This is a genomic window from Ornithinimicrobium sp., from assembly GCF_030537745.1.
Taxonomy (GTDB): Bacteria; Actinomycetota; Actinomycetes; order Actinomycetales; family Dermatophilaceae; genus Ornithinicoccus.
The window spans coordinates 43,542-70,510 of the sequence record NZ_JAUNVI010000003.1; the positions used below are offsets into that span (position 1 = coordinate 43,542).

Below are 26,969 nucleotides of genomic sequence, written 5' to 3' on the forward strand. Positions count from 1 at the left end.
GACTGCGCTCTCAGCGAGAGCGGCGGGCGGCCCGGGCGAGGCGGACCACGGTCCAGACCAGGTAGACCAGGTAGGCCACCAGCAGGAGGATGATCACGATGCCCCAGGCCGGGATCCCGCTCTCCGGGCACTGGACCTGGCCCCCTGAGGACGGCGAGCATGCCTGGGTCCACGCCGAGGCGCCAGCCAGGCCGAGCACCATGACCGTCAGCGGCATCGTCAGCCCTACCACCAGAGCCGCCCGCAGCTTCTCTCCCACGTCCCAGCGCTGCGAGCGAAACACCAGCACGAGGCCAACGGCCCACATCAGGAGCGCCAACGGCCACAGGATAAAGAACACCCCCGCGCCCAGGAGCAAGACCAGCGCTGCCAACTCGACGCCCCCGTTTCCGTCATCGGAGCCGCTCCGGCGATTCGTGTCGGGCGCGCCATCCTGGTGTGACGGTGCGCCGCCAGCGGCGTCGACGAGCTCGGCAGGCATGCCAAGGCGGTCGATGCCCTCGCGAATGCTGGGCTCGGAGGGGTCGTTGCCCAACGCAGCCGCCAGGTGCTCGCGGATGTCGCGCTGCAGCTCCGCGGCCTGGTCGGCCGGCAGCCGAGCGGACTCCGCGGCCAGACGGTGTAGATACTCCACGACCAGGGGATGGTCCAGTGCAGTCATCATCGAAGTTCCTTTCCCAGCAGGATGAGGTCGACGGAGTGTTTGAAATCCGTCCAGGACCGGTTGAAGTCCGCGAGCACCGACCGGCCCTGGTCGGTGAGCGAGTAGTAGCGACGTGGTGGGCCGCTGGTCGATTCACGCCAGGAGGTGGCGACGAGCTCTTCTTTGCGCAGCCGGCTCAGCAGCGGATAGATGGTGCCCTCGCTCGCGACGAGTCCCGCCTCTGACAACTGGGTCACGAGGTCGTAGCCATACCTTTCCTCCTCCTGCAGCAGCGCGAGGACGCAGTGCTCCAGCACCCCCTTACGGAGCTGGGTGAGCGCTGGATACTGGGCTGCCATGCATCACACGTTAGTGCATCAGTACCTTGCGGCGCAAGGCACGGCGGAGCGGCCCCACAGCCGAGCCTGCGCCGGACCGGCGCGGGCACGACATACCCTGAAGCGATGCGGGTCTGCGCCTGCAGCAGCGCACCGCGCCAGCAACGGCGTCCGCACCAGCACGACCGTCCCAGCTGAGGACGGGACCACACCCGAGAGGCACCGCACCACACCCATGGCCCCCCGTAAGCGCCCGCAGGACCCGGACCTGTTCGCCGTCGAGGAGAAGATCGTCGAGATCGACGTCCAGGACGAGATGGAGGGAGCCTTTCTGGAGTATGCCTACTCGGTCATCTACTCCCGCGCCCTCCCGGACGCGCGCGATGGGCTCAAGCCCGTGCAGCGTCGGATCCTGTTTTCGATGAGCGAGATGGGCCTGCGTCCTGACCGCGGCCACGTCAAGTGCTCCCGCGTCGTCGGTGACGTCATGGGTAAGTACCACCCGCACGGCGACACCGCGATCTACGACGCGATGGTCCGGCAGGCGCAGGACTTTACGATGCGACTGCCGCTGGTCGACGGGCACGGCAACTTCGGCTCCCTCGACGACGGACCGGCGGCCAGCCGCTACACCGAGGCCCGGATGGCACCGGCCGCCCTCCTGATGACCACCGGCCTGGACGAGAGCACGGTCGACTTCGTCCCCAACTACGACGAGCAACTCATGCAGCCGGAAGTGCTGCCGGCGGCCTTCCCCAACCTGCTGGTCAACGGCGCCTCGGGGATCGCGGTCGGCATGGCGACCAACATGGCGCCGCACAACCTGGTCGAGGTCATCGGCGCCGCGCGCCACCTCATCGCCAACCCGGATGCCGATCTGGAGGCCCTGATGCGGTTCGTGCCGGGCCCCGACCTCCCGCTCGGTGGCCGGATCGTGGGGCTGGACGGGATCCGCGAGGCTTACGAGACCGGCCGTGGGTCGTTCCGCACCCGCGCGACGGCCCGCATCGAAAACATCACCGCTCGCAAGAAGGGCATCGTCGTCACCGACCTGCCCTACCTGGTCGGCCCGGAGAAGGTTCGCGAGAAGGTCAGGGCACTCGTCCTGGGTAAGAAGCTGCAGGGCATCTCCGACATCGTTGACCTCACCGACCGCAAGTTGGGACTGCACCTGGTCATCGAGATCAAGACCGGCTTCAACCCCGACGCGGTGCTGGAGAGCCTCTACAAGCTGACGCCGCTGGAGGAGTCCTTCTCGATCAACAATGTCGCGCTCGTGGACGGACAGCCGCGCACGCTGGGGCTGCGTGAGCTGCTGCGCGTGTATGTCGATTTCCGCACCGGGGTGGTGCGCCGCCGGACCGAGCACCGCTTGGGCAAGAAGACGGACCGTCTGCACATCGTCGAGGGACTGCTCGTCGCGATCCTCGACATCGACGAGGTCATCCAGCTGATCCGCGCCTCCGACGACGTGGGCACGGCCCGGACCCGGCTGATGCAGGTGTTCGATCTGTCGCAGATCCAGGCCAACCACATCCTGGACATCCCGCTGCGTCGCTTGACCAAGTTCTCCCGTCTGGAGCTGGAGGCCGAGCGCGATGAGCTGGCGCGGGAGATCGAGGCCCTGCAGGCAATCCTGGATGACCCGCAACTGCTGCTGCGCATGGTCTCTGACGAACTCGCCGAGGTCGCCCGGGAGCACGGCACCCCACGGCGGACGGTGCTGCTGGAAAGCGATGGCGCCGCGGGCAGGCAGTCGGCCGTCGACGCGGCCTCCATCAAGGGCGGCGTGACCCCACTGGAGGTCCCCGACGAGCCGTGCCGCGTCCTGTTGTCCTCGACCGGGCTGCTGGCGCGGACCACGACCGTCGAGGAGCTCGGCTCTGGCGGGCGCCGCGCCAAGCACGACGTCATCGTCTCCACCGTGCTCGCGACCGCCCGCGGTGAGGTCGGTGTCGTGACCACGGCCGGCCGGGTGCTGAAGTTGTCCGTGGTCGAACTGCCCACCCTCCCCCCGACCGCAGGCGCGCCGACGCTTTCCGGTGGGGCGCCGCTCTCGGCATACCTGCACCTGCCGCCCGATGAGAAGGCGCTCGCGTTGTGCACTCTCTCCGGCGAGGGCGAGGGCTTGGCGCTCGGGACGGCACAGGGCGTGGTCAAGCGCGTCATCCCCGACTACCCGGCCAACCGGGACGAGTTCGAGATAATCCGCCTCAAGGAGGGCGACCTGGTCGTCGGCGCCGTCGAGCTGACGACCGGTGAGGAAGAGCTGGTCTTCACCTCAGACGACGCGCAGCTGCTGCGCTTCTCTGCCTCACTCGTGCGGCCGCAGGGCCGGACCGGCGGTGGCATTGCCGGGATCAAGCTGGCCGGTGGCGCCAGGGTGGTCGGCTTCAACGCGGTGGACGCCGGCGTGGAGAATGTCGTCGTCACCATCGCCGGCGCCGCGGGCTCGGCTCCGGGCAGCGAGCCCGGCACCGTCAAGGTCACCGACCTGTGGGCCTACCCGCCCAAGGGCCGCGCCACCGGCGGCGTCCGCTGCCACCGTCTGCTCAGGGGCGAGGGTGCGCTCATCCTGGCCTGGGTCGGTGCTGCACCCCCGCGCGCAGCTAGCGGCTCGGGAGCCCCCGTCGACCTGCCCGAGACCAACGACAAGCGCGACGGCTCCGGCGTCCCCGCACAGGCACCGATCGCCGCGGTCGGCTGAACCTGCCTGCCGGTGTGCGGTGGCTCCGGGCCGTCCCAGCGGCCCAGGCCCACCGCGTAGCCGCGATCCTCGCCGGTGCGCCAACCACTCGACACCTCAGCGCCGCGGGTGCTCTCGCTGCGCTCACTGCTGCCCAGACGTTGATGGCCGGGCGAGCTGGTTGACAGCCAGCGCGAACACTTTCGGAAGGTAGTGCGCGGACGAGACGATCCGGCGACGGACGGCCGGGACTCGAGAGGCGCTGAGCAGGCCGAGAGTCAAGAGATCGTGGCGACGGCGCAGCCTGCGCCAGTCGGCTTCATAACGTTCCGGCTCCTGGTCGACGATCGCCGAGACCGCGGCGCGAGCCTGCGCCAGGCCGAGGGCGATCCCTTCACCGGTCAACGCGTCGACGTAGCCTGCGGCATCACCCACCAGGAGGGTCCGTCCGCTCACGCGTCGCTTCGCGCGTTGCCGCAACGGACCCGCGCCTCGGACGTCCAGGAGTGGATGTCCGCCGAGGCGGGCGGCCAGGGCCGGAAAGTCGCCAAGGAGGTCCGTAAACGGGCGGCGCTGTGCGCTGAGGAGCGCGATATCCACGGATCCGTCTCCCACGGGTGTCACGTAGGCCTCGCCCGACGTGGCCCAGTGGACCTCGACGAAACGGGTCCAGGGCCGGAGCTCGGCATGAGCACGGAGTCCGTAGCGACGGTGCGAGGCAGCTGGCCTGCCAAGCCCTAGCTCGCGACGGATGCGGGAGTGCAGGCCATCAGCGGCGATCAGGTAGCGAGTTGTCTCGCCGTCCACGTCGAGGTGATCCCCGTGGTCGACGATGTGGCGCGCGGCCGCGGTGACCTGGGGGATGTCGGCGGCCTCGACGCGCTCCCGCAGGGCCGCGTGCAGGGTCGTGCGTCGCACCCCCATCCCGGTGCCGTTGCGAAAGACTGCTTCGGCTGATCGGGGCCCGTCGACATACCGGATCCCATCGATCGGGTGCCCATCGAGCCGGACCCCCAGCGCGACCAGATCGGCGACGGCACCTGGCATCAGCCCCTCTCCGCAGGCCTTGTCGATGATCCCCGGGCGCGGCTCACGCACGACCACGTCCAACCCTGCCCGCTCGGCGTAGAGGGCCGTCGCGAGGCCGACAGGTCCACCACCGGCGACGATCAGGTCACGCATCGGCCGGCCGGGGTGCCAGGGACGGGAGCTCGCGGAGCGCACGGTTCTCGACGCGCAGACGGACCGTCAGCAGCGCTGCATTCGCGACGGTGAAGGCCAGCGCCGTCATCCAGCAGGCGTGCATCAAGGGCAGCGCCACCCCTTCGAGGACGACTGCGACGTAGTTGGGGTGCGACAGAAAGCGGTAGGGCCCCGAGCGCACCGGCGGCAGGTCGGGAACGACGATTACGCGCGTGTTCCATCGCGGTCCAAGCGTCGCGATGCACCACCAGCGCAGCCCCTGAGCTGCGATCACCACCAGCACCATCGACCAGGCCAGGGTCGGTGATACGTCAGGCCGGCGGACGAATGCCTCGATCAGCATCGCGACGAGGAAGCCGGTATGCAGCACCACCATGACGGGGTAATGACCCTGGCCAGTCTCGCGCCCGCCTCGCGCAAAGCTCCACGCAGCATTGCGGCGCGAGACGATCAGCTCGGCCACGCGCTCGACCGCGACGAGAGCCACGACGATGGCGAAGGCGACCAGACTCGTCACGCGTTACTTCCGATCCTCAACGGCTCGCAGCAGCACGAGCTCGGAGCAGAAACCCGGCCCCATCGCCATCAGCAACCCGTAGGAGCCTGGACGCGGTGGTCGCTCCCGCAAGGTGTCCGCGAGGACGTGCAGAACCGAGGCCGAGGAGAGGTTTCCGATCCGAGACAGGGACTGTCGAGTCAGGGCGAGATCATGGTCGCTCAGATCAAGAGAGTCGCGAAGGGCATCGATCACCTTCGGGCCGCCGGGGTGGCATACCCACCACTCGACGTCGCTGCGGGTGAGGCCGTGCTCCTGGAGGAAACCGTCGACGTCCTCGCAGATGTAGCGCCCCACGATCGCGGGCACCTGCGCGTCCAGGACGATCCGCAGACCGCTGGCGCCGAAGTCGAAGCCCATCGTCCGCTCCGAGTCCGGGTAGAGGCGGCTCCTGGTGCCGAGCACCTCGATCAGCCCACTCGTGGCGTCTCCACCGGCCACGACCGCTGCCGCCCCGTCGGCGAAGAGTCCGCTGGCCACGATATTGGCCAGCGAGACATCGTCGCGCTGGACGGTCAGTGAGCAGAGCTCCACGGCGACGAGCACGGCTACTGAGGTCGGATGACCCACGAGGTAGTCGTGCAGGCGTGCCACGCCGGCTGCTCCGGCGACGCAGCCCAGTCCAAACAGAGGCAGCCGCTTCACGTCGGGTCGAAGTCCGATGGCGGCGGCGATCCTGGCGTCGAGGGAGGGCACGGCGAGCCCGGTCACGGTCGTGGAGATGATCAGGTCGACATCGCCCGGGGTGAGACCAGCGGCCTGGAGCGCTCCCGCCAGAGCTTGGGTGCCCAGCGCGACGGCATGCTCGAGAAACAAGTCGTTGGCCTCGTCGAAACTGTCCAAGTCGGCGTACTTCCCGATCGGCAGCACCAGGTGCCGGTAGGCGACTCCGGCGTTGCCGTGGATGGAGCGCAGCACCCGTTCGTCCAGACCACCTCGCGCGATCACACCGGCGAAAGCGTCGGTCAACTCGCCCTGCGAGTGCCGATGCGGCGCAAGTGCGCCCGTGACCGACAGAATTCTCACGTTGTGGGCTCCCCTGGGCAAAGCGTCATCGTGCCACCACCAACATCACCGCATCGGCCAGGGCGATCCCTACCGCAGCCCGGAACGGCGTCCGTCCGCCGGTGAGCAGCGCCACCACGCCGAGGACGGCGACCACGCTCAGCACGAGGACCAGCAGCGCCGTGGGCATCGAGCCGGATCCTGCGGCGATCACGCCCGAGGCCAGGCACAGCAGGGCGACAGCGAGCACGCGGGTCACCCGCTCGCCGATCCGGTGCGGCAGACCTCGTACTCCGGTCAGCTCGTCCCCGGCGAAGTCGGGCAGGGTGTTGACCAGATGCGCCCCGATCCCCAGCAGCGCGCCAGCGACCGGCATCCAGAGTGCGGGTGGTCCCGCGCCGGGCTCGGCCATCACGACGAAGACCGGGAGGCCGCCGAATGCCAGCGCGAAGGGCAGCCAGGACAGCGGCGTGGACTTCAGCCCCAGGTTGTACGCCCACCCTGCGCAGACGCAGCCAAGGTGGATGAGACCGGCCACGATCCCGCTCAGGAGGGAGAGCACCACCGTGGCCAGCACAGCCGCGACACAGGCCCGTCGCGTCAGCGTGGCCGACAGCTCGCCAGTGGCCAGCGGCTTGTCGATGCGCCCGACCTGACGGTCGCGGACGAGGTCGATCAGGTCGTTGGACCAACCAATCGACAGTTGTCCGGACGCCACTGCCCCCACGACCAGCGCCGTACGTCCGGCGGGAAGCCCTGCAGAGACAGCGAGTGCGCCCGCGAGCACGGTGACGGCGGCCGCCGGGCCCGGGTGCGCCGATCGCGCGAGAACGCCGATACTCGGCACGGTCATCGCAGCCGTTCGGGGGACATATGTCGAGGTTTCGGCTGGGTCATCTCGATCCGTGCGCCGACCACCATGTCGCTACTCTAGGCAGATCTCGATGTATCACGTAGCAAGGACATCGAGCTCTACCCCAGTGCCTCTTCCGACGCCACGCACCGGATGTGGGCAGACCGCGTCCGGAGTGGGCAAAGCCGAGGCGCGAAGCAGATCTACCGCGCCCACCCCTGCGCCAGGTAAGCAAGGCGGTGCAGTGTCTCCACGTTACGGACTTTGATCGGCAGTTCGGCCGCAGGACCGGGCAGCCAGGCCAACGGGCCGCTGGAGGGCTCCTCGGTGATCGTCACCATGGCGCCGCCCCCCTCGTGCGGCTCGACGTCGAGCCGGACCGTGGCCTCTCCGACCGGCCACAGCCTCGCCTGCATCACGGCACGGCGTGGCGGGTCCCACTCCAGCAGCGTCGTCGAGTCGTCGATGAGGGCTGGCCAGATGCCCACCGAGTGGTAGATCTTGGCTCCGCGCGCCGGCCAATGGTCATCGACCGCGCGCATGCGGGAGGCGCCGACCACCCAGACCGGATAGAGCCAACCGTTGGCGAGCACCCCGAAAATGACCTCCGGCGGCGCGGCAATGAGACGGCTGTTGACGGACATGGTGCTCCTTTGGCGTCGCGGTAGGCGGGGTGAGGTCGGCGAACGAAGGTCCTGCCCGCTCACGGGGAAAGGTCCGGGCTGGTGGTGATGCCAAACTCGTGCCGCAGCACGGACAGCGCTGCGCGCCAACCGCAGACGCCATGCACCCCAGGCCCAGGAGGGGTCGCCGAGGAGCACAAGTAGAGCCCCTCGAGCGGCGTGCGCCACGGGTCCGTCGACAGCACCGGGCGGGCGAGGATCTGTCGCGCCCCGACCTTGCCGCACGAGATGTCGCCACCGATGTAGTTCGGGTTGTAGCGCTCCAGGTCGCTCGCGGACCGGGCCGAGGAGGAGATGATCACGTCGCGGAAGTCGGGCGCGAACTCTTCGATGCGCCTGGTCAGCGCCTCAGTCGGGTCGACCGTCGAGCCCGAAGGGACGTGCGTGTAGGCCCACAGGACGTGCCGTCCCTCGGGGGCACGGGAGGGATCAAAAGTGGTGGGCTGGGAAGTGATCACGTAGGGCTTGGCCGGCAGCTCTCCACGCGCGACAGCGGCACTGGCGGCAGCCATCTGGCCACGCGGGCCACCCAGGTGGACGGTGCTGGCGAGCGCCAGGTCGGGGTTGGTCCACGGCACCGGCCCGGACAGGGCGTAGTCGACCTTCGCGGCACCATCGCCGTAGCGGTAGCGACGCAGGCGTCGGGCGTAGCGAGCGGGCACCCGGTCCCCGGCGATGGCCAGGAGGGCCCGTGGGCTGGTGTCGAGCACGACGGCCGCGGCATCGGAGAGTTCGTCCAGGCTGCGCACCTCGTGGGACGTCACGATCTGCGCACCGTGGGCGCGTGCGTCTGCGGCGAGGGCTTCGATGATGGACTGGCTGCCGCCGACCGGGATAGGCCAGCCGCCCAGGTGCGCCATCGCCGCCAGCACGAGCCCGGCAGCGGAGGTCCCCAGGCTCGGCATCGTCTGGATCGGGTGGGCCAGCACTCCGGTGAGCAGCGCCGGGGCCTCTTCGGTCTGCCATCGGCGGTTCCACAGCTCGCTGCCCTGGTCAAGGACGCGCAGGCCGACGCGCGTCAGGCCAACAGGCATCAGCGGCGGACGCAGCGGTGAGTCGGACAACAGTCCGTTCGTGAGCGCCGGGCTGTGCACGAAGGGAGCGAAGAGAGAGTGCCACGCCGCGCCGTCGGCACCGAGCCCGTCGGCGGTCCGCTGCAGGTCCCGCCAGGCCAGCACAGCTCGGTCGACGTCCAGACCGTGGGCGTAGGCCACCTCGGGGTTGACGAACGGGATCCGGTCCCGCAGCCCGAACCGGGTGAAGAACTCGGAGGCAAACGCGCTCGGGTGCACCGCGGAGCACACATCGTGCAGGTAGCCCGGGAGGGTCTCTTCGGACGTCCGCGCTCCCCCGCCGATCGTGTCGGCGCGCTCGAGAACCCGGACCGGAACGCCCGCCCGGGCCAGAGTCACCGCAGCAGCGAGTCCGTTGGGACCGGCTCCCACCACGACCACGCCTGCATTGCCCACACCGTCGAGTATGGCGATCGCAGCGCTAGTCTTCTCGCCGAAGCGCCCCGGTGGCGGCTGCGCTCGCGCCAAGCGGGCCCCGTCTAGACTCGCGGCATGTCAATCCTGCGCACTATCGCGCGCGTCGTGCTCGGGGCGGCGATGGTGGGCGCGGGCACCGCGCATCTGACTGTCCAGCGCGAAGAGTTCCAGGCGCAGGTGCCGCAGTGGTTCCCGCTGCCCGAAGACCTCACTGTGCTCGGGTCAGGAGTCCTGGAGATCACGCTCGGCGCCGCTTTCCTCGCGCTACCTGGCCACCAGAGGACCATCGGCCTCTTGCTCGCGGCGTTCTTCGTGGCGATCTTCCCCGGCAACGTGGGGCAATACGTCGAGGGCGTCGACGCGTTCGGTCTTGACACCGACGGCAAACGGCTGGCACGGCTGTTCTTTCAACCGGTCCTCGTGCTGTGGGCGCTCTACGGCGGAGGGTGGCTGCGCTCCGGCAGGCGTGGGCGCCGGGAGGCCTGAGCCGCTCAGGCGGCGTCCCGCTCCACCCCAGCCATCGCCCACCGCACGGTGCCGGTGCTGGCCCGCCCGATCGGCGCTAGCAGCCGATGGGCAAGGCGATCCGAGCGCGGCAGGTCGAGCATGTCTCGGGTCCATGGCTCCAGCAGAGCGACACCGCCGGCAGCTATCGCCCAGTAGCCGAGCCGCGCGCCGGGGGGCAGCGGCGGCTCCACGAGCAGGAAGCGGCACGCGTCGCGCGCCGGTTCGGTCGACTCGAGCTCGGACCGGTAGTCCGCCAGCGCGTCCTCCAGACCGCGCACGGTCGTGGGTGGGTCCACCACCCCGAGGTGAGCGGCGGGGACACCGGCTTGAGCGACGTACTGATCCGCCTCGTCGGGGACCAGAGGCGTAGCGGCGTAAGCCTGGTAGGCGCGCAGGAATGAGGCGGTTTGCGCGAGGTGCACCCACATCAGGAGGTGAGGGTCATCGGCGCGATACGGGCGGCTGAAGACGTCCTTGCCACGGACGCGGGCGTGAATCCCGCGAACCTGCGCGATGGTGCCGAGGGCATGATCGATGGTGCCGAAGGTGGTGGCAGCGAGGTAGGTGCTGGTGCGCTGCAACCTGCCCCACGGGTCACCGCGGTAGCCGGAGTGGCCGGCGACCCCGGCCATGGCCATCGGGTGCACCATCTGGAGGAGCAAGGCAGCGACCCCACCGGGAAACATGGCTGCGTCAGCATGGACCCTCCACACGGGATCCTGCGGGGTGAACCATCGCTGACCCGGGGTGTCCCAGATGATGCGCGCCTGGTCGGCAGCATCCTCGCCGGCGACTCGGCTGCGCAAGGAGTGACCGAGCACGCGCTGCAGCCGACGGGCAGGTGAACTAAGCATGGACAAAGTTTATACATAAGTGAGACCGGACGACGCTTCCGACAGGCGTGCGGCACCCTGACGACATACAGTCAGCCCAACGCGAAGCCCTCGAGAATGGAGAGCACTATGGCAGTTCATGACGTCGTCATCGTGGGAGGCGGCAACGCCGGGATCTCCCTGGCAGGCCGGCTGCGCCGCCTGGGCGCTCGGGACGTCGCCGTCGTCTCACCGGACCCTGTGCATCGCTACCGCCCGCTGCTCAACTACGTCGCGGGCGGGCAGGCCTCCATGTCCCGCCTGACCCGGCCGACGGCCTCCGTCGTCCCCGGTGGCTGTGAGTGGTTGCCGGACCGGGCTGTGGCCATCCACGCCCACGACTGCGAGGTGGAGCTCGACAGCGGTGAGCACATCGGTTACCGGGACCTCGTCATCGCTTCCGGCCTGGAGCCGGACCTCGATGCCACGCCCGGCCTGGCTGAAGCGATGGAGGCCGGGTGGTCGGCTAACGCGCACCTGAGCTCGCTCGCCGAGGACACCTGGGAGGCCATCCGGGGGATGACGCGCGGCCGGGCGGTCTTCACCATCCCTCCGGAGCCGTCACCCTGCGGCGGCACCGCTCTCAAGCCCCTCTTTCTCGCGTGCGACTACTGGCGCGAGCAGGGTGTGCTGGACAAGATCGAGGTCCACCTCCTCACTCCTTATCGCTCCGTCCTGGACATCCCCTTTGCCGATCGGCGTCTTGAGCCGATCCTGCGTGGGTTCGGGATCACCGTTCATCACGGCGCCACGGTGGCCTCCATGGACCATCGTGAGCGGACCGTGACGCTGCGCACCAATGACGCAGACCAGGTCCTCGCGGACGTGCAACGCGCCTTCGTCGTGCCGCGCTACCGCGCCCCGGCTTGGCTCGCTCCGCTGGCGGGTGAGGGCACCGGCGGGCTCGTCGACATCGATCCCACCACGCTCGCGCACCGGCGCCTGCCGCGGGTCTGGAGTCTGGGCGACGTCGCTGCGGTGGCGACCCGACCCTCCGGCGGTGCGCTGCGACGCCAGGTCGAGGTGTTAGCCGCCAATATCCGGGCGAGCCGCCTGTCCCAACCCCTTCGCTCCTACGACGGATACACCATCATCCCGATCACGGTCGACCGGCGACGCCTGCTACTCGCAGAGTTTGACCGAGATGGGACTCCTGCGCCCTCCGTCAGCTGGATCGACCTCACCGTTCCACGCCGCGCGCTCTGGGCGTTCGACCGCTACGTCGAGCCCGTCATCTACTACCGGGCCCTGCTCAAGGGCCGAGTCTGAGCATTCCGGAGCGAGGTGCCGACGACCGAGGTTCACTTGAGGGACGATGTGCGTTATGCAGGATCTTTGGTACTACCTCGGGATACCACCGCTGGCGGCCCTGGCCGTCGTTATCTCCACCGTTCTGCTCTATGCCTCCTTCATCTTTCTCAGCCGGCTCCTGGGCCAGCGGGTGCTCGCCAGGCTCTCCGGCTTCGATCTGCTGGTGGTTATCGTCTTCGGAGCGGTGATCGGCCGAGCCATCCTCGGGCACATCCCGACCCTGGCCGGGGGCCTCGTCGCTATGGTGACGTTGCTGGCGCTGGAGGCCAGCATCGGTCAGATCACCAAGAACAGCTTGATGGAGCGGATGGTCAACAACCGACCGGTGCTGCTTATGGCCGGCGACCAGTTCGTGGCCGAGGAGATGCACCGGTGCCACGTCACGGTGGCTCAGGTGCGCTCGCAGCTTCGCCGGTCAGGTATCCGCGCGCACGACGAGGTTGCGGCGGTGATCCTCGAGCCCACCGGGGAGCTCAGCGTGCTCAAGCGCGGTGTGCTGATCGAAAAGGAGATGTTGCGACGGGTGCGCTCGGCGGAGCGGATGCCCGCCGACCTGCTCACCGACTGAGCCACCCACCTCTCACCGACTGAGCCTCACGAGCCGGCTGGCCGCTGCTCGCTGGCCGCCGGCGGGTGCGCCCTCGTCAACTCTCGGGGTCAGTCTCTTCTGGTGGCGGAGGTAGGTCGATCCGCCGAGGGGGTGAGCCCTCTAAGTCCTCGAGCGTCAACCGGGCGGCAGCAATCTCACCCGTGTCCGCCCTGATCCGGTCGAGCTCAGCCTGCGCAACCGCACCTCGCCGGTCCCGCTCCGACCGAGCCTGGTCAAGATTGCGCACCGCAGCCTGGCCGGCGACCACCAGTCGGCGTGCCCCCTCGAGGTCGGAGCCGGCGAGCTTGACGACATCTGCCCAGGCCCGATCGGTGACGGTCAGATAGACCTCACGCTGATCGATCTTGGTGATCTGATTGTTCTTCAAGACGGACTCCACCGCACCGACGACCTCGAGGGAAAAGGTCGTGGTGGGGGACAGCGCGTGCTCCTTGCCCTGCACGCAGATGCTCAGCTGCTTGAGCGTGGCCCGCCCCACCTTCGCGATCACAGGGTCCTTGGCGACCTTGGCGACGGCCCGCTCCGCACGACGGACGAGCTGGGCGTGGTCGCGTTGGGCCGCCTTGAGCCGGCGCCGCGCGGCCTTGACCGCGTCGTCATGCCGCGCGGCGGGGGCATCAGCCCTGGACCACCGGCCGGCGAGCTTTTCCTGTGCGCGCAGGGCGCCGAGCACGATCGCCGCGACGAGCACGACCAGCAGGACAAACCCCAGGTAGCGGACCCACACCGCGCAACACCTCCACCGGGAGAGTATCCCCACGGTCCAACGGTCCTCTACCAGTCCTGCACGGCGCGACGCGTCATTCAGCCCGCCTTCAAGCGACCACTTGGGCGCGGCCACCTGCTCACCGCGCGGTGGCACCCACCTGCGGACCCGGCTCGGGCGTCGAAGCACTCACCGTGCCTGCCCGACCGGACGTGGGCAGGGCCAGCTCGGGGTTGCTGGTGCGCCCGCTCAGCGCACGGAGCGCATAGAGGATCGCGGCCAGGTCCACGAGCTCCTGCGTCAGCGCACCGGCGACAGCGGGGATGTAACCGAACGCCGCGACCATCATCAGGCCGAGGCTGAGCAGCACCCCGATCCAGATGGCGGTCAACGCCACCCGGTAAGTGTCCCGACCGATCTCCAGCGCCTGGGCGACCTTGCCGATGTCATCGGTCAAGATCACGACGTCGGCTGACTCGCTGGCCGCCGTTGACCCACGCGCACCCATCGCGATGCCGACATCGGCGGCCGCCAGCACGGGAGCGTCGTTGACACCGTCGCCGACCATGACCACGAGTGGCTCGAGCTCTCTGACCAGGCGCACCTTGTCCTGCGGGAGCAGTCCGGCGTGCACCTCCTCGATTCCAGCCGCACCAGCCAGCGAAACGGCGGTCGCCTCGTTGTCTCCAGTGAGCATCACCACGTGGTGGATCCCCCAGTCACGCAACACGCGCACCGTCGCGGCCGCGTTCTCGCGCAACGTGTCTCGCAGCACGAGCGTGCCGGCGAAGCGCCCGTCGATCGCGACCGCAACGGCCGTGTGACCGGCCTCCAACTCGTGGAACCGGGCCGACCCGTCGACCTCCTGCACAAAGCTGAGTTTGCCCACGCGCACCCGGCGACCCTCGATCTGAGCCTCGACGCCGCTGGTAGCGAACTCGCTGGCCTCGACGCCCGGAGCCAACGCCAGCCCACGCTCCGCAGCGGCCCGCATCACGCCCGCGGCCAGCACGTGCGAGGAGAACTGCTCCGCGGATGCCGCCAAGCGCAGCACCTCATCGGCGCAGAAGCCGTTTGCAGTGCGGACCTGAGTCAACTCAGGACGACCGTGGCTGAGCGTGCCCGTCTTGTCGAACGCGACTGATGTGGCACGCGCCAGTGACTCCAACGTCGCCCCGCCCTTGACGATCACGCCCGAGCGCGCCGAGCGGCTCATGCCACCCATGAACGAGACCGGCGCAGCGATCAACAGCGGGCAAGGTGTCGCCAGGACCAGAACCTCAGCGAAACGCACCGGGTCACCGGAGGCCCACCAGGCGATCCCGGCGATGAGCAGGGAGACGATGGTGAAGGGCACCGCAAACCGGTCCGCCAACCGGACCGTCGGCGCTTTGGCGTCCTCGGCGTCGGCGACGAGCGCGAGGATCTGTTGATACTGCGAGTCTGCGGCACAAGCCGTCGCACGCATCCGCACCGCGCGCTGACCGTTGACCGAGCCACTCATCAGGGGATCGCCACAGACCCGTTCCACCGGCAGGCTCTCGCCGGTCAAGGACGACTCGTCAAAGACTCCCGCGGCGTCGAGCAAGTCGCCATCGACAGGGACCACCTCGGAGGGTCGCACCAGGAGGACGTCCCCGGCCTGGACCTCGGCCACACCGATGTCCTCCATCTGGTCATCGCCGCCCTGCCCGGGACGGATCCGGCGTGCGGTCCGCGGTGCCCGGTCGAGCAGCGAGGTCAGCTCAGCACGAGCCCGGCTCGCTGCATACATCTCCAGCGCCTCGCCACCGGTGAGCATGAGCACGATGATCAGCGCCGCAACATACTCCCCGACCGCGAGCGTGGCGACCATGGCGATCACGGCCAGGATGTCCAGGCCCCAATGTCCTCGCAGGATGTCGCGGGCCATGTCGATCGCCGTCATGACGATGATGGCGCCGACGTAACCAGTCGCGATCCATTGCGCTGGGCCGCCGTGGCCCAGCCAGAGCAGGGTCAGCACCACTGCGCCGACGAACAGCGTCAAGCCGACCAGCGGATACTTTTTCAGGACCCTCACGATCTTGCCCATGCCCTAGCCATATCGCGTCGTGGCCACAATTTCCAGACAGGCGAGGCTATCCTCAACCCCCTTCCGAACGCTCACTTGGGGGCACCGTGCGAGCTCATCACCCCGCGTCCTGGGGTCACGATCCTCGAGTGGTCCAGTCAGTGGCCTTGGGCGAGGACAGCGCCACCAGCACCAAGATCGCGACCATGGCGCCCAGCGCGTGCCCCGACTGCAGGACGGTGGAGTCGTAGACGAGACCACCGAGGTGCGTCAGTCCCACGAACGCGGCCACCGCAAGCAGCACCCGCCGGGCCAGAGCACTGCGCGCATACATCGTGAACGACATCACCGCGATGACGAGGGATCCGACCAGTGTCGTGGCGGCGAGGGTGTGGTCGGCGTCGATCTGCCACCTCGTCCGAAGCGTCGACCACGCGACGAAGGGGACCACGACCAGGTTGATCAGCGCAGGCAGCCAGACCTGGAGCGGCACGCCGCTCGGCGGTCCTGGCCGAAGGTCAGGGGCGGCTGGGTCGGGCACGACCGCGGTGACGTCGAGGATCGGCAGGTCGCCGTCGGTGTGCACGCTGTCACCGCCCCCGTTGCGGGAGTGGTAACTGGTGGTGAAGTCGCGCAGCACATCGACCGTGACGGCCGGTTCGGCGCGCGTGACCGTCTCGATGATGAAGTCCCGCTCCACATCGATGTCGGCGTCGATCTTGTGGGTGATCTGGAGGGTGAACAGCGACAGCCCCACCCGACGGTCGTAGGTGCCGCCAGCAAGCCAGTCCACGTGGGCGCCGCCGGGCAGCGGCCAGCCCTCCGGCGTCCGCCAGAACCGGACATGGTGCCGTTGTGCGGGGTTGCCCTCCACCTCCTGCTGGTAGGCAGCGTCCTGGCTGCGATCAAAAAGCAGCAGTGGACTGACTGGCGCCGTGGGATAGCTACGTCGGGTCAGGGTGGATCGGACGATCGCGATCGAGCTTTGCAACGTCACCGGGTCCGCCAGGATCCAGCCGGCCTGGTGCATCACGGTCGCCAACTGCTCCCCCGTGCCTCGGACGGCCAGGTTGAGAGGGTCTCCAAGCAGTCCGTCACTGGTCCGGGTGCGGCCAATGAAGTAGTCCGGAACATAGATCGCGGCCATCATCCGGTTGAGCCGCGGCAGCGCGAGGTAGGCCAGGACCCCCCACATCAGGACCAAAGCCAGCACGCTGACCCAGCTCAGCCTCGGGGTGAGGACGGCCAGCACGATCGCCAGCCACACCGCGCCGAGCGTGCCGAGGAAGAAGAAGACCCTGTCGTAGATTCGGATTTTCGCCTGCCGGGTCACCGGGGTGTCGAAGACCTTCTCCGGCAATGCCTCTCGATCAGCAGTTCCTGACATGGCCGCAGTCTGTCAGCATCACCCGTCGGACCGGCTGTAGGTGGCTGCAGCACAGGAAGAGGCCGGCTCCGCGCGAGGACAGCCCATGACATGATGGGCAGCCAGTGGCTGGGCCTTCGCCGTGACCGTCCCCAGCCAGCTAGAGATCTGAGCCACGTGCCGAGGGTATCGGCGCGGCGGCGCACAAGGAGCGTGGTCGTCGTGAGTCCTATCCCACCGGTCAACGGGTCTTCGCCGAGGCGCCAGCCGGACGCCAGCCCAGCCACCGATCTGCAACGAGACCGCCGTGACGACGTTTTCGTCGTCGAGCGGCCCTGGGGGCAGTTTCAGCAGTTCGTCACGGACCAGCACGCGACCGTGAAAACCATGCTGGTCAAGCCAGGACACCGGCTTTCTTTGCAGTGGCATCGGGCCCGAAGCGAGATGTGGCAGGTGGTCCACGGACCCGTCCTGGTCACTGTCGGTGAGGAGACGTGGGAGGCACAGGTCGGCGAATTGATCTGGATCCCGCAGGGCACCCTCCACCGGCTTGAGGGTGTGAGCGACAAGGAGGGGCTGGTCCTGGAGGTCGCTTTTGGCCAGTTCGACGAGGAGGACATCGTCCGCATCGAGGACGACTACAGCCGTTCCTAACCCTTGCACGGCCGGGTGTTACGCGCGGGGAACGACCACAGATCCTCGCTCGATGAGCGTGGTCGGTAGGAGGATCACCTCCGGTGACCCGGCCTCGCCCTCGATCCTGTTGATGAGCGATTCTGCTGCGCGGGTGCCGATCTCATAGGCCGGCTGCTCGATGACAGTGATGGGCGGCTGAACGACGGGGGCCCACTCCGAGTCGTCGAACCCCAGGAGCGAGATATCGTCCGGCATGACGTAGCCGGCAGCGCGAATGGCGTGCAAGGCGCCCAGCGTTTGTATAGAGTCCGACGTCAGGATCGCGGTCGGATCGGCGCCGGACTCCAACAGTTTGGTGACGGCCTCGGAAGCAGCGATCCGGTGGAACTCCGCGGGCACCTGCAGGAGCTCGTCAGGCTGCACCCCGGCTTCGAGCAAAGCTCGGTAATGACCGACGACGCGCCCCTCCGCAGGCGTCTCTCCTAACTGGGGCTGGTCGGGGGCGTGCGCAAGCGCACGCCTCATGATCTCCGGCTTGACCCCGGACAGGATCGCGATGCGGGTATGCCCCGCGTCCAGTAAGAACTTCGTTGCGTCGTAACCGGCCTGTCGGTTGTCGATCCCGACGCTCTGCACCGAGAGGCCGGCGACGGTTCGGTCGAGGAGCACGAGCGAGGCCCCCGAGTCAACGGCGGCGAGCAGGTGCGCAGCGTCGTCCACGTCGGCCGGGCAGACCACCAATCCCTCGACACGGCGGCCGCGCATCACCTCGACAGCATCCCGCTCCAGGTCCACGTCCTCATCCGTGTTGGCGAGCAGGACGTCATAGCCACGCTCTCGCGCCACGTGGGAGATGCCGCGCAGCGCGCGGACGAAGAAGTCGTTCTCGATGTCGGAGAGCACGACACCGATGGTGCGGGTCCGGCCGGTGATCATGCTCCGTGCCACCCTGTTGACTCGGTAGCCCAGGGCCTCGGCAGCAGCCCGCACCGCCTCTGCCGAGGCGGCGCTCACGGAGCCATAGCCACCGAGCGCGCGCGCTGCCGTGGCTCGTGAAACCCCCGCGACCCGGGCGACGTCGGTGACCGTGGTCGACCCACCTCGCTTGGCGGTCGAGGTCATCTTTGCCCTCCTGTCGACGAACTCGGCCAAAACTTTTCTCACCGTACCCCTTGACGCAGAAGATCCACTCTGAGATCGTTCTCACCAACATCGTTGAGATCGCTCTCATACCAAGGAGAACCTACATGGCAGCGCAGCCAGTCAAGCCCATCGACCCCGAGGACCTCGAACGCGCACAGGCGACCGTCGCGCTTCGCGAAGAGCTCGATGCATACGTCAAATCACTCGTCGAGGGAGGGCTGCGCAACGTCTACTTCGTCGGGGCCGGTGGCTCCCTCATCTGCAGCTACCCGGGCCACTACGTCCTGACCCAGCGCGGCGACACCCCGGCGTTCCAGGCGCAGTCCGACGAGTTCAACACCGCCCCGCCAGCAGCGATGGGCCCCGGTTCCCTGGTGGTGCTGGCTTCCTACACCGGCACGACGAAAGAGACCGTGGCGGCGGCCAAGACCGCCAAGGACGCAGGCGCCACCGTCGTCACCGCGGCCAAGGCGGGCACCCCACTGGCCGAGGCCTCCACCCGCAACTTCGTCGCCAAGAGCGACTTCTTCGAGCTCATGCTCGCCTACGCGGTGCTCAAGGCCACCGGGAAGGTTGACAACGACGACGCGATCGCCTCCTCGCTGGCGGCCCTCCCCCAGGCGATCCGCAGCGCCGCCGAGCAGTCGGAGGACCACCTCGCCCAGATCGCCGAGAAGTTCAAGGACGACGAGATCACTTACGTGCTCGGCTCCGGCCCGAACGAGGCATGGGCTTACGGCCTGGCCATGTGCTACCTGCAAGAGATGCAGTGGAAGCACGCCGCGGGATTCAACGCTGGCGAGTTCTTTCAGGGGGCGTTCGAGGTCGTCGACGATGAGTCTGCCGTCATCCTTCTCATGGCGGAGGACAACTCACGGCCACTGGCCGAGCGCGCAAAAACGTTCCTCGACACCTATGGCAAACGGTCGGAGTGCATCGATACGGCCGGCTTGGAGCTGGACGGCGTAGACCCCGAGTTGCGCGCGGATCTGACCCCGCTCGTGATCGCTGGCCTGTGCTCACGTCTCGCGCAGCACTACGAGGCGGCGCGCGGCCACGACCTCAAGCAGCGCAAGTACATGTTCAAAGTCGAGTACTGAGAGGCCCTGGACCGTGCTCAACTTCGATCCAGATCGCTACGTCCGCATCCAGCAGGGTGCCGTCGGCACCGCTCCTGCGCTCGCAGAGATCGTCGACCGGGAGCTCGAGCGTGGCCTGGACAGCGTCCTCTTCCTCGGGGCGGGCGGGGCCGGATTCCTCATGGATCCGGCTGCCGAGCTGCTCGCAGCACGCTCGACCCTCCCGACGCGCAGGCTAGTGGGTGGTGAGCTCGTCGCTGCGGGTTCCAGCCTGCTGGGGCCAGGCACCCTGGTCGTCGTCCCGTCATTGTCCGGCACCACGCCGGACGCGTTGGAGCACATCGCCACCGCGAAGGCAGCAGGCGCGCGGGTCCTCGCGCTCGTCGGCGACGCAGACACCCCGGTGGCCCAGGCGAGCGACCACGTGGTCGCCAACAGGGCCGCGGACGACACCAGCAGCGAGTCTTTCTACCTCCAGTCACAGATCCTTGCCGTGACCCTGCTTCAACGTCGCGGCGAGTGGTCGGCGGCAACGGCATACCTAGAAGGCCTGCAGGGCGTTCCTGAGGCACTCCTGTCGATTAAGGAGCACTCCGAAACGCGAGCGGAGGAGATCGCTCGCCACCTGGCCGAACACTCCTGGCACATCTTCACCGGATCTGGTCCCAGCTGGACGGAGGCGCACTATTACGCGATGTGCATCCTGGAGGAGATGCAGTGGATACGGACCCGACCCGTCCACGCGTCCGACTTCTTCCACGGCACCCTCGAGCTCGTCGAACCGGACACCAGCATCGTGCTGCTCATCGGTGAAGGCCCGACCCGAGCGATGGATGAACGGGTGCGGGACTTCGTCAGCCAGATCACCGACCAGCTCGTCGTCCTCGACTCCACTGACCACGCGCTGCCGGGAGTGGACGACCGGCACCGGCACCTGCTCTCTCACGTCGTCCATGCCGCGATGCTGCAGCGCGTGAGTGCCCACCTGGAGGTCATCCGTGATCACCCCTTGAGCACCCGCCGTTACTACCGTCGGGTGTCCTACTGATGGGGAACGGCGCACCCCGCATCGTGGCGATCGGCGACAACGTCGTCGACTGTTACGTCGACCTCGGGTGGATGTATCCCGGGGGCAATGCCGTGAACGTCGCCGTGCACGCCGCCCGACTTGGCATGCACACCGCCTATATCGGGGCGGTCGGCACCGACGAGGCAGGAGCGTGCGTGCGCAACGCGCTGCGAGACGAAGGTGTCGACATCCTTCGGACGCGAGTCATCGAAGGGCCCAACGCCCGAGCGGTGGTCCACGTTGTCGACGGCAACCGGGTCTTCGGCGACGGCTCCGTCGGGGTCTCGCGATTCGTGCCGGCACCGGCGGACCTGGAACTGATCGCGGGCGCCGACCTCGTCCACACCGGCGACTGCTCGATGATGGAGGAGCACCTTGGAACGCTGCGCGAGCACGCGCAGTGGCTCAGCTTCGACTTCTCTGAGCAGCCCTGGGACTACATCGCCGAGCACGCGCCCCTGGTCGACATCGCTCTCTGCTCATTACCGTCCGGCGACTCGGTCGAGCACCGAGCCCGGGCCGTGGCAGGTCTCGGACCCCAGATCGTGGTCGTGACCCAGGGCCCGAGCGGAGCCAGTCTCCTGACTAAGGAGGGACTGCACCACTCCCCCGCAGGTCTAGGCCAGATCGTCGACACCCTCGGTGCGGGTGACGCCGCAGCTGCCCGCTTCCTCACTGGGCTCATCAACGGCGAGTCCGCAGCCAGCGCCCTGGATGCTGCCACGGCGTATGCGACCACCGCCTGCACCGAATACGGCGCCTTCGGGCACCGAACACCTCTCACCTCTGCCATCGAAGTCAGACCCACTAAGGAGACAGTATGAAAACCACCCGAGCCACGGCATACCTGGCCGCCCTCGCCCTCGGGCTGGGCTCGCTGGCCGCCTGTGCACCGAGCACGCCGGGCACCCCCGCCGGCGATAGTTCTTCAGCGGACGCGGCGGACCTTTCCTCACCGGCCGAAAAGAGCGGCACCATCACCATGCTCACGAAGTTTGCCGCGCCTGAATACGCCCCTTACTTCGAGGCCGTGGTCGCTGCCTACGAGAAGGAGAACCCTGACGTCACGATCGACCTCCAGCAGGTCGGGGATCAGCCCTATAAGGACAAGATCCGCGTGCTGTCGGCGTCCAAGGAGCTGCCCGACATCTACTTCTCCTGGGCCGGTGACTTCGCGAACAAGTTCGTGCGTGCCGGGCTGGCCGCGGATCTCTCCGGGGAGCTGGCACCAGACACCGAGTGGGGTGGCACCTTCGCCCCCGCAGCGCTCGAAGCCTTCGCCACCGATGGCAAGTACTACGGCGTCCCGATCAACCTTGACGCCAAGTACCTCGCCTACAGCGAGGCCGCCTTCGACAAGGCAGGCGTCGATGCAGTGCCCGCGACCTTCGCCGAGCTCCTGGATGCCTGCGGCAAGTTGACCGACGCCGGCTACACGCCGATCGCCTTCGGCAACCAGTACGGCTGGCCGGCAATCCACTACATGACCCAGCTCAACGCCTTCAACGTCGCGCCGGACACGCTGGCCAAGGACTATAACCCGGCATCGGGCGAATTCACCGACGCCGGCTACGTGACCGCGCTGGCGCAGATGAAGTCGCTGTCGGACGCGTGCTTCAACGATGGCGTCAACGGCCTGTCGCACGAGGTGGCTCAGGCCAACCTGATGTCGGGTAAGGCCGCGATGCAGTACATCGAGATCGTCGAGTTCCCCACGCTCGTGGGCGAGGATGTCGACCCTGCGTTCAAGGACAACTGGTCCTTCTTCCGCCTGCCCCCGGCTGACGACGCGGCTGGCAGCACGACCACCCTGACTGGTGCGCCAGATGGCTTCATGGTCAACCAGGGCAGTGAGAACCCAGCCCTGGCGCTCGACTTCCTCAAGTTCATGACCAACATGGACAACGCGACCAAGCTGACAACCGACATCGGCTGGCTGTCCCCGGTCGAGGGTGCGGCCGAGAAGGCAGGCTCCTTCCCCCAGCTCCAGGAGGGACTGAAGGACATCGGCACTGCTGACGACTTCGCGATCTGGCTGGACACCGTGGTGAACGCCGACGTGGCGGCCGCCTACCTCGCCGGGGTCCAAGGTCTGCTCGACGAGTCGCAGACGCCCGAAGACGTCATGAAGAGCGTCCAGAAGGCCGCTGCCGACGCCAAGAAGTCCGTGGGCTGACCTCGGACACTCGGCCGGGGCGGCTCGACGCCGCCCCGGCCGGCCACCGAGGGATCCTTCAACAGGAAGGCACGCGATGAGACGATCACTTCGGCGATCGGCCGGTTGGTGGTGGTTGCTGCCTGCGCTCGCCCTTCTCGGGACGTTCGTCTATTACCCGATCTTCTCCAACTTCCAGCTCAGCCTGTACCGCTGGAACGCCTTCTCGACCACACCCGTGTTCGTCGGCCTGGACAACTATCGGGAGGCGTTCGGTGACGCTGTCTTCTGGCGTGCCATCGTCAACAACACCTCGTATGCCGTGGTGTCCTTGGTCTTCCAAGTGGCCTTCGCGCTGGTGCTGGCGGCGATCCTGGAGGAGGCGGTGCACCAGAGGCTGAAAGGCTTCCTGCGCACCCTCTATTTCGTGCCGGCCGTCATCTCCATCACGGTGGCCGGCATCCTGTTCAGCTTTATCTACAACCCCGAGTTCGGCCTGCTCAACGCGCTGTTGCGGGCCGTCGGCCTCGGTGAATTCACACACGCCTGGCTGGGCGAGCAGTCGACGGCGATCTGGTCGATCATCGCCATGAGCCAGTGGCAGAACTTTGGCTATTGCGCGGTCCTCTTCGTGGTCGCCATCCAGCGCATCCCGCGCGAGTACTACGAGGCGGCCAAGGTCGACGGTGCGGGGCCGGTCCGCACCTTCTTCCTGGTGACGATCCCCTTGGTGCGGGAGATGACAACCCTGCTCATCATCCTGACCGTCTCGGGGTCCTTCCTCGTCTTCAACGAGGTCATGGTCATGACGGCCGGTGGCCCCGCGAACTCCACCCACGTGCTGGGCACGTGGCTCTATTTCAACGCGTTCATGGCCGATGACATGGGGTATGCGTCGGCGATCGCCACGGTCATCTTCGCCATTACCTTTGTCCTTGCTGTCGGACAACTTGCCTACGCCAAGAAGAAGCGGGTGGAAGTCTGATGTCCGTCGTTGCGACCCGCACCGCAGGATCGAGGCTCAACTTGGGCCTGGTCCTGGGAAAGATCCTCGTCTACGTGCTGCTCACGGCCCTTGCGCTCGCCGTGCTCTATCCCCTGGCCTGGATGGTGCTGAGCGGCTTCAAGAGCAACTCCGACATCTTCGCCAACCCGTGGGGTCTTCCCACGCAGTGGCACCCCGAGCACTTCGGTGAGGCGCTGCGCGCTGGCGTCGGTCGCTACTTCCTCAACTCGATCTTCGTCACTGCGCTGTCCATCGTCACCACCACCCTGATCAGCGCGTGGGCTGCGTACGGACTGACCCGCACCAACCTCCCGTTCGACCGCTTCGGGACCACCCTCATCCTGGGTGGCCTAATGGTGGCACCCACCGTGGCACTCGTCCCGCTCTTCGGTCTGCTCCAGCGCCTCAACCTCTTCGACACCCTCTGGGGCCTCGTGGTCCTCTACACGGCATACCGGATCCCGTTCACCACCTTCTTGATGCGCGCGTACTTCATCGACATCCCGCCCCAGGTGGACGAAGCGGCACGGGTAGACGGTGCCAACCACTGGCAGATCTTCTGGCGTCTCATCCTGCCGATGAGCCGGCCCATCCTTGTCTCCGCAGCGCTCCTGCAGGCCCTCTTCGCCTGGAACGAGTTCGCCTTCGCCCTGGTCTTCCTCAGCGACGGCGATCTCAAGACACTGCCCGTGGGCCTGATGGACATGCAGTCCCGCCTGCTGACCAACTGGCCGGTGCAGTTCGCTGGGCTGACCCTGGCCGCGCTGCCGATGATCGGGCTTTTCCTCTTCGGCCAGCGGCAGTTCTTCCGCGGTCTGAGCGACGGGATGGGCAAGTAGTCAGCCGGCTCGACCACTCGCTGGCCTTGGCCCGTGCGCGCGCCGGAGGACCTGACGCCCGCTGATTGTCGAAGCTGCGCGGTGGGTGTGGGCCGTCATGGCGGCCCGTACCCACCGCGGTGCCCCTCGATGCGGTCTTCTGCGGGCTGATCTCGTTCTCCGCAGGCCGCGACAATCACCCGCAGAATCTCCTCGCAGTTGAGTTGCAGATGTCCTTGACTTCCGACCGCCCCGCGCCATACTTTATTTGTATATACGAAGAACTAATTCGTAGGTCTGCTGCACCGACCGAGGTGTAGGTGCGAGGTCCTTGGTGTGACGGTGCGATGTCGGTGTGGAGGTGAGATGTCCTCGGATGGGCCCCACGAGTCCAGTCCTGCCTGCGCGGGTCTAGGTGCGCATCGCCAACGAGGCGGCCAGGCTCCAGCATCATTACTGCTCCAGCGCATCGTCTGCGTCCACTCCGGCTTGCGCGCCGCCCACCCAGCACCCCAGCCCTAGGAGTGACCTCATGGCCAGCGACATCGACGCCTCGCGTCACGACATCCCCTTCGGAGAAGGGGCGGACGCGGAAGGCCCCGACGACCCGGGCGCGGTCCGCACCGGCGATGACGTGCCCTTTCTGCAGATGCGGGGCATCGTCAAGGCCTTCCCCGGGGTGCGTGCGCTCGGCGGCGTCGACCTTGATGTGCGGGCCGGCGAGGTCCACTGCCTCCTCGGGCAGAATGGCGCCGGCAAATCCACCCTGATCAAGATCCTCAGCGGCGCACAGCCACCGGACGAGGGCCAGATCCTGCTACGAGGCGAGCCGGTCCGATTTGCTTCGCCGATCGCGGCACTGAAGGCCGGTGTCGCCACCATCTATCAGGAACTCGACCTTGTGCCTGAGCTGAGCGTGGCAGAGAACGTCTTCTTGGGTCACGAGTTCGACACCGCCGGCTTCACCCAACGCCGCGAGACGGTGCGCCGTACCACCGAACTCCTCACCAGTCTTGGCCACCCCGAGATCAGCGCGCACCGTGAGGTCGGTCGGCTCTCGGCGGCCAAGCAACAAACCGTGTCGATGTGCCGGGCCATGTCGCACGACAGCCGGGTCATCATCATGGACGAGCCCTCCGCGGTCTTGGATCAGGACGAGGTGAGCACGTTGTTCCAGATGATCCGCGACCTGACCGCTCAGGGAGTGGGGATCATCTACATCTCGCACCGGCTCGAGGAGATCCGCCTGGTCGGTGACCGCGTCACGGTGCTCAAGGACGGCGTCAGCGTCGCCTCCGGGCTCTCCGCCAAGGACACCCCGACCTCCGAGCTGATCCGCCTGATGACCGGCCGGTCCATCAGCTATGTCTTCCCGGACCGTCCGGGCGTGCCTGAGGGCGCCGAGGTCGCCCTGTCGGTCGAGAACCTCTCCGACGGTGCCCGTTTTCGCGGCGCGACCTTCGACGTGCACGCGGGCGAGGTGCTCGGCATCGCAGGACTCGTCGGCGCTGGCCGCTCGGAGATCCTGGAGACGATCTTCGGTGCGCGGCGTGCCCGCACCGGTTCGGTGAAGGTGCACGGGGAGAAGGTTCGCAGCGGCTCCGTCAAGGCGGCAGTCCGTGCCGGCATGGGGCTGTGTCCCGAGGAGCGCAAGTCTCAGGGGCTACTGCTCGACCAATCGGTCTCCGACAACATCACCATCTCCTCCCTCAAGCGGTTCTCCCGGCTCGGCTTCTTGGACGACCGACGCGAGCGCCGGGAGAGCTCAAAACTGGTCAACTCCCTCGACCTTCGGCCCCGAGACGTCAACCGGGCCGCCCGCACGCTCTCCGGTGGCAACCAGCAGAAGGCGCTCCTGGCCCGCTGGTTGATGCGCGACTGCCGCGTCCTCCTGCTGGACGAACCCACGCGCGGCGTCGACGTCGGGGCCCGCTCCGAGATCTACGCTCTCATCCGAGACCTGGCCGATCGTGGGGTCGCGATCATCGTGGTCTCCAGCGACGTCGAGGAGGTCCTCGGCTTAGCGGACCGGGTCCTCGTCGTCCGCGAAGGCAGCGTGGTCCACGAGGGCGCCGCCGAAACCATCACCGAGCACGATGTCCTGAACCTCGTCATGGAAGGAGGGGCCGCATGAGTTCTGCCCCACTGGAGACCACCGGTGCCGACCCCGCCGCCGGGACT

General features: G+C 67.7%; 25 protein-coding genes. 12 read left to right on the forward strand and 13 right to left on the reverse strand.

What is annotated here, in order from left to right:
• Positions 1 to 10: 10 nt before the first annotated feature.
• Together Q4P07_RS01285 and Q4P07_RS01290 are read right to left on the reverse strand one after the other, a co-directional pair.
• Entirely contained in the window at positions 11 to 664 is a 654-nt protein-coding gene (locus Q4P07_RS01285) for a hypothetical protein (RefSeq protein ID WP_303373072.1), read from the reverse strand.
• Complete coding sequence (locus Q4P07_RS01290; RefSeq protein WP_303373073.1) at positions 661 to 1,002, reverse strand: PadR family transcriptional regulator; 342 nt, start codon at positions 1,000 to 1,002, stop codon at positions 661 to 663. Before Q4P07_RS01290 ends, Q4P07_RS01285 begins: the two co-directional genes overlap by 4 nt.
• 214 nt (positions 1,003 to 1,216) lie before the next feature.
• On the opposite strand from Q4P07_RS01290, the gene Q4P07_RS01295 reads away from it, so the two are divergent.
• The gene (locus tag Q4P07_RS01295) at positions 1,217 to 3,688 is read left to right on the forward strand and encodes a DNA topoisomerase (ATP-hydrolyzing) subunit A (protein ID WP_303373074.1); all 2,472 of its coding nucleotides are present in this window, start codon (positions 1,217 to 1,219) and stop codon (positions 3,686 to 3,688) included.
• Positions 3,689 to 3,811: 123 nt separating this feature from the next.
• Here Q4P07_RS01295 and Q4P07_RS01300 read toward each other — a convergent pair whose 3' ends face one another.
• From Q4P07_RS01300 to Q4P07_RS01325, 6 genes are all read right to left on the reverse strand, one after another.
• Positions 3,812 to 4,849: an NAD(P)/FAD-dependent oxidoreductase gene (locus tag Q4P07_RS01300; protein ID WP_303373075.1), complete on the reverse strand. Its 1,038-nt coding sequence runs from the start codon at positions 4,847 to 4,849 to the stop codon at positions 3,812 to 3,814.
• Positions 4,842 to 5,378, reverse strand: a complete 537-nt coding sequence (locus tag Q4P07_RS01305; RefSeq protein ID WP_303373121.1) for an isoprenylcysteine carboxyl methyltransferase family protein — start codon at positions 5,376 to 5,378, stop codon at positions 4,842 to 4,844. The genes Q4P07_RS01300 and Q4P07_RS01305 overlap by 8 nt, the downstream gene beginning before the upstream one ends.
• Before the next feature lie 12 nt (positions 5,379 to 5,390).
• On the reverse strand, positions 5,391 to 6,452 hold the full coding sequence (locus Q4P07_RS01310; protein ID WP_303373076.1) for a type III polyketide synthase: 1,062 nt from the start codon (positions 6,450 to 6,452) through the stop codon (positions 5,391 to 5,393).
• A gap of 25 nt (positions 6,453 to 6,477) precedes the next feature.
• Positions 6,478 to 7,284 carry a UbiA family prenyltransferase gene (locus Q4P07_RS01315; protein ID WP_303373077.1) on the reverse strand — a complete coding sequence of 269 codons (807 nt, stop codon included), beginning with the start codon at positions 7,282 to 7,284 and terminating at the stop codon, positions 6,478 to 6,480.
• Between the two features lie 203 nt (positions 7,285 to 7,487).
• The gene (locus tag Q4P07_RS01320) at positions 7,488 to 7,928 is read right to left on the reverse strand and encodes an SRPBCC family protein (protein ID WP_303373078.1); all 441 of its coding nucleotides are present in this window, start codon (positions 7,926 to 7,928) and stop codon (positions 7,488 to 7,490) included.
• A 59-nt stretch (positions 7,929 to 7,987) separates the two neighbouring features.
• Positions 7,988 to 9,436 carry a phytoene desaturase family protein gene (locus Q4P07_RS01325; protein ID WP_368660235.1) on the reverse strand — a complete coding sequence of 483 codons (1,449 nt, stop codon included), beginning with the start codon at positions 9,434 to 9,436 and terminating at the stop codon, positions 7,988 to 7,990.
• Between the two features lie 96 nt (positions 9,437 to 9,532).
• Between Q4P07_RS01325 and Q4P07_RS01330 the strand changes: the two genes are divergently transcribed.
• Entirely contained in the window at positions 9,533 to 9,943 is a 411-nt protein-coding gene (locus Q4P07_RS01330; protein WP_303373079.1) for a MauE/DoxX family redox-associated membrane protein, read from the forward strand.
• Between the two features lie 5 nt (positions 9,944 to 9,948).
• Here the strand turns inward: Q4P07_RS01330 and Q4P07_RS01335 are convergent, their stop codons facing one another.
• Positions 9,949 to 10,818 (reverse strand): oxygenase MpaB family protein, encoded by an 870-nt coding sequence (locus tag Q4P07_RS01335; RefSeq protein ID WP_303373080.1) that lies wholly within the window; start codon positions 10,816 to 10,818, stop codon positions 9,949 to 9,951.
• Positions 10,819 to 10,926: 108 nt separating this feature from the next.
• On the opposite strand from Q4P07_RS01335, the gene Q4P07_RS01340 reads away from it, so the two are divergent.
• Both Q4P07_RS01340 and Q4P07_RS01345 read left to right on the forward strand, forming a co-directional pair.
• Complete coding sequence (locus Q4P07_RS01340; protein WP_303373081.1) at positions 10,927 to 12,105, forward strand: NAD(P)/FAD-dependent oxidoreductase; 1,179 nt, start codon at positions 10,927 to 10,929, stop codon at positions 12,103 to 12,105.
• A gap of 55 nt (positions 12,106 to 12,160) precedes the next feature.
• On the forward strand, positions 12,161 to 12,715 hold the full coding sequence (locus Q4P07_RS01345; RefSeq protein ID WP_303373082.1) for a DUF421 domain-containing protein: 555 nt from the start codon (positions 12,161 to 12,163) through the stop codon (positions 12,713 to 12,715).
• A 76-nt stretch (positions 12,716 to 12,791) separates the two neighbouring features.
• Here the strand turns inward: Q4P07_RS01345 and Q4P07_RS01350 are convergent, their stop codons facing one another.
• From Q4P07_RS01350 to Q4P07_RS01360, 3 genes are all read right to left on the reverse strand, one after another.
• Complete coding sequence (locus Q4P07_RS01350) at positions 12,792 to 13,484, reverse strand: hypothetical protein (RefSeq protein ID WP_303373083.1); 693 nt, start codon at positions 13,482 to 13,484, stop codon at positions 12,792 to 12,794.
• A gap of 118 nt (positions 13,485 to 13,602) precedes the next feature.
• Positions 13,603 to 15,537, reverse strand: a complete 1,935-nt coding sequence (locus Q4P07_RS01355; protein ID WP_303373084.1) for a heavy metal translocating P-type ATPase — start codon at positions 15,535 to 15,537, stop codon at positions 13,603 to 13,605.
• A gap of 115 nt (positions 15,538 to 15,652) precedes the next feature.
• Positions 15,653 to 16,903: an LssY C-terminal domain-containing protein gene (locus Q4P07_RS01360; RefSeq protein ID WP_303373085.1), complete on the reverse strand. Its 1,251-nt coding sequence runs from the start codon at positions 16,901 to 16,903 to the stop codon at positions 15,653 to 15,655.
• 201 nt (positions 16,904 to 17,104) lie between these two features.
• On the opposite strand from Q4P07_RS01360, the gene Q4P07_RS01365 reads away from it, so the two are divergent.
• Positions 17,105 to 17,536, forward strand: a complete 432-nt coding sequence (locus tag Q4P07_RS01365) for a phosphomannose isomerase type II C-terminal cupin domain (protein ID WP_303373086.1) — start codon at positions 17,105 to 17,107, stop codon at positions 17,534 to 17,536.
• 18 nt (positions 17,537 to 17,554) lie between these two features.
• Here Q4P07_RS01365 and Q4P07_RS01370 read toward each other — a convergent pair whose 3' ends face one another.
• Positions 17,555 to 18,640, reverse strand: a complete 1,086-nt coding sequence (locus Q4P07_RS01370) for a LacI family DNA-binding transcriptional regulator (protein ID WP_303373087.1) — start codon at positions 18,638 to 18,640, stop codon at positions 17,555 to 17,557.
• Between the two features lie 125 nt (positions 18,641 to 18,765).
• Between Q4P07_RS01370 and Q4P07_RS01375 the strand changes: the two genes are divergently transcribed.
• From Q4P07_RS01375 to Q4P07_RS01405, 7 genes are all read left to right on the forward strand, one after another.
• Positions 18,766 to 19,761, forward strand: coding sequence for an SIS domain-containing protein (locus Q4P07_RS01375; protein ID WP_303373088.1), 996 nt, complete (start codon positions 18,766 to 18,768; stop codon positions 19,759 to 19,761).
• Between the two features lie 13 nt (positions 19,762 to 19,774).
• Positions 19,775 to 20,788 carry an SIS domain-containing protein gene (locus Q4P07_RS01380; protein ID WP_303373089.1) on the forward strand — a complete coding sequence of 338 codons (1,014 nt, stop codon included), beginning with the start codon at positions 19,775 to 19,777 and terminating at the stop codon, positions 20,786 to 20,788.
• The gene (locus Q4P07_RS01385; protein WP_303373090.1) at positions 20,788 to 21,633 is read left to right on the forward strand and encodes a PfkB family carbohydrate kinase; all 846 of its coding nucleotides are present in this window, start codon (positions 20,788 to 20,790) and stop codon (positions 21,631 to 21,633) included. The genes Q4P07_RS01380 and Q4P07_RS01385 overlap by 1 nt, the downstream gene beginning before the upstream one ends.
• Positions 21,630 to 22,985 carry an ABC transporter substrate-binding protein gene (locus Q4P07_RS01390; protein WP_303373091.1) on the forward strand — a complete coding sequence of 452 codons (1,356 nt, stop codon included), beginning with the start codon at positions 21,630 to 21,632 and terminating at the stop codon, positions 22,983 to 22,985. The genes Q4P07_RS01385 and Q4P07_RS01390 overlap by 4 nt, the downstream gene beginning before the upstream one ends.
• Positions 22,986 to 23,061: 76 nt before the next feature.
• A complete protein-coding gene (locus Q4P07_RS01395) occupies positions 23,062 to 23,949 on the forward strand; it encodes a carbohydrate ABC transporter permease (RefSeq protein ID WP_303373092.1) in 888 nt (295 codons plus the stop codon).
• Entirely contained in the window at positions 23,949 to 24,809 is an 861-nt protein-coding gene (locus tag Q4P07_RS01400; protein ID WP_303373093.1) for a carbohydrate ABC transporter permease, read from the forward strand. The genes Q4P07_RS01395 and Q4P07_RS01400 overlap by 1 nt, the downstream gene beginning before the upstream one ends.
• Positions 24,810 to 25,320: 511 nt before the next feature.
• Entirely contained in the window at positions 25,321 to 26,922 is a 1,602-nt protein-coding gene (locus tag Q4P07_RS01405; protein WP_368660236.1) for a sugar ABC transporter ATP-binding protein, read from the forward strand.
• Positions 26,923 to 26,969 lie beyond the last annotated feature (47 nt).

Excerpts from the sequence above, each read along its gene's own strand:
- Q4P07_RS01285 (WP_303373072.1), bottom strand. The coding sequence starts at position 664 with ATGATGACTGCACTGGACCATCCCCTGGTCGTGGAGTATCTACACCGT.
- Q4P07_RS01290 (WP_303373073.1), bottom strand. The coding sequence starts at position 1,002 with ATGGCAGCCCAGTATCCAGCGCTCACCCAGCTCCGTAAGGGGGTGCTG.
- Q4P07_RS01295 (WP_303373074.1), top strand. The coding sequence starts at position 1,217 with ATGGCCCCCCGTAAGCGCCCGCAGGACCCGGACCTGTTCGCCGTCGAG.
- Q4P07_RS01300 (WP_303373075.1), bottom strand. The coding sequence starts at position 4,849 with ATGCGTGACCTGATCGTCGCCGGTGGTGGACCTGTCGGCCTCGCGACG.
- Q4P07_RS01315 (WP_303373077.1), bottom strand. The coding sequence starts at position 7,284 with ATGACCGTGCCGAGTATCGGCGTTCTCGCGCGATCGGCGCACCCGGGC.
- Q4P07_RS01320 (WP_303373078.1), bottom strand. The coding sequence starts at position 7,928 with ATGTCCGTCAACAGCCGTCTCATTGCCGCGCCGCCGGAGGTCATTTTC.
- Q4P07_RS01330 (WP_303373079.1), top strand. The coding sequence starts at position 9,533 with ATGTCAATCCTGCGCACTATCGCGCGCGTCGTGCTCGGGGCGGCGATG.
- Q4P07_RS01335 (WP_303373080.1), bottom strand. The coding sequence starts at position 10,818 with ATGCTTAGTTCACCTGCCCGTCGGCTGCAGCGCGTGCTCGGTCACTCC.
- Q4P07_RS01340 (WP_303373081.1), top strand. The coding sequence starts at position 10,927 with ATGGCAGTTCATGACGTCGTCATCGTGGGAGGCGGCAACGCCGGGATC.
- Q4P07_RS01345 (WP_303373082.1), top strand. The coding sequence starts at position 12,161 with ATGCAGGATCTTTGGTACTACCTCGGGATACCACCGCTGGCGGCCCTG.
- Q4P07_RS01355 (WP_303373084.1), bottom strand. The coding sequence starts at position 15,537 with ATGGGCAAGATCGTGAGGGTCCTGAAAAAGTATCCGCTGGTCGGCTTG.
- Q4P07_RS01360 (WP_303373085.1), bottom strand. The coding sequence starts at position 16,903 with ATGTCAGGAACTGCTGATCGAGAGGCATTGCCGGAGAAGGTCTTCGAC.
- Q4P07_RS01370 (WP_303373087.1), bottom strand. The coding sequence starts at position 18,640 with ATGACCTCGACCGCCAAGCGAGGTGGGTCGACCACGGTCACCGACGTC.
- Q4P07_RS01375 (WP_303373088.1), top strand. The coding sequence starts at position 18,766 with ATGGCAGCGCAGCCAGTCAAGCCCATCGACCCCGAGGACCTCGAACGC.
- Q4P07_RS01385 (WP_303373090.1), top strand. The coding sequence starts at position 20,788 with ATGGGGAACGGCGCACCCCGCATCGTGGCGATCGGCGACAACGTCGTC.
- Q4P07_RS01390 (WP_303373091.1), top strand. The coding sequence starts at position 21,630 with ATGAAAACCACCCGAGCCACGGCATACCTGGCCGCCCTCGCCCTCGGG.
- Q4P07_RS01395 (WP_303373092.1), top strand. The coding sequence starts at position 23,062 with ATGAGACGATCACTTCGGCGATCGGCCGGTTGGTGGTGGTTGCTGCCT.
- Q4P07_RS01400 (WP_303373093.1), top strand. The coding sequence starts at position 23,949 with ATGTCCGTCGTTGCGACCCGCACCGCAGGATCGAGGCTCAACTTGGGC.
- Q4P07_RS01405 (WP_368660236.1), top strand. The coding sequence starts at position 25,321 with ATGGCCAGCGACATCGACGCCTCGCGTCACGACATCCCCTTCGGAGAA.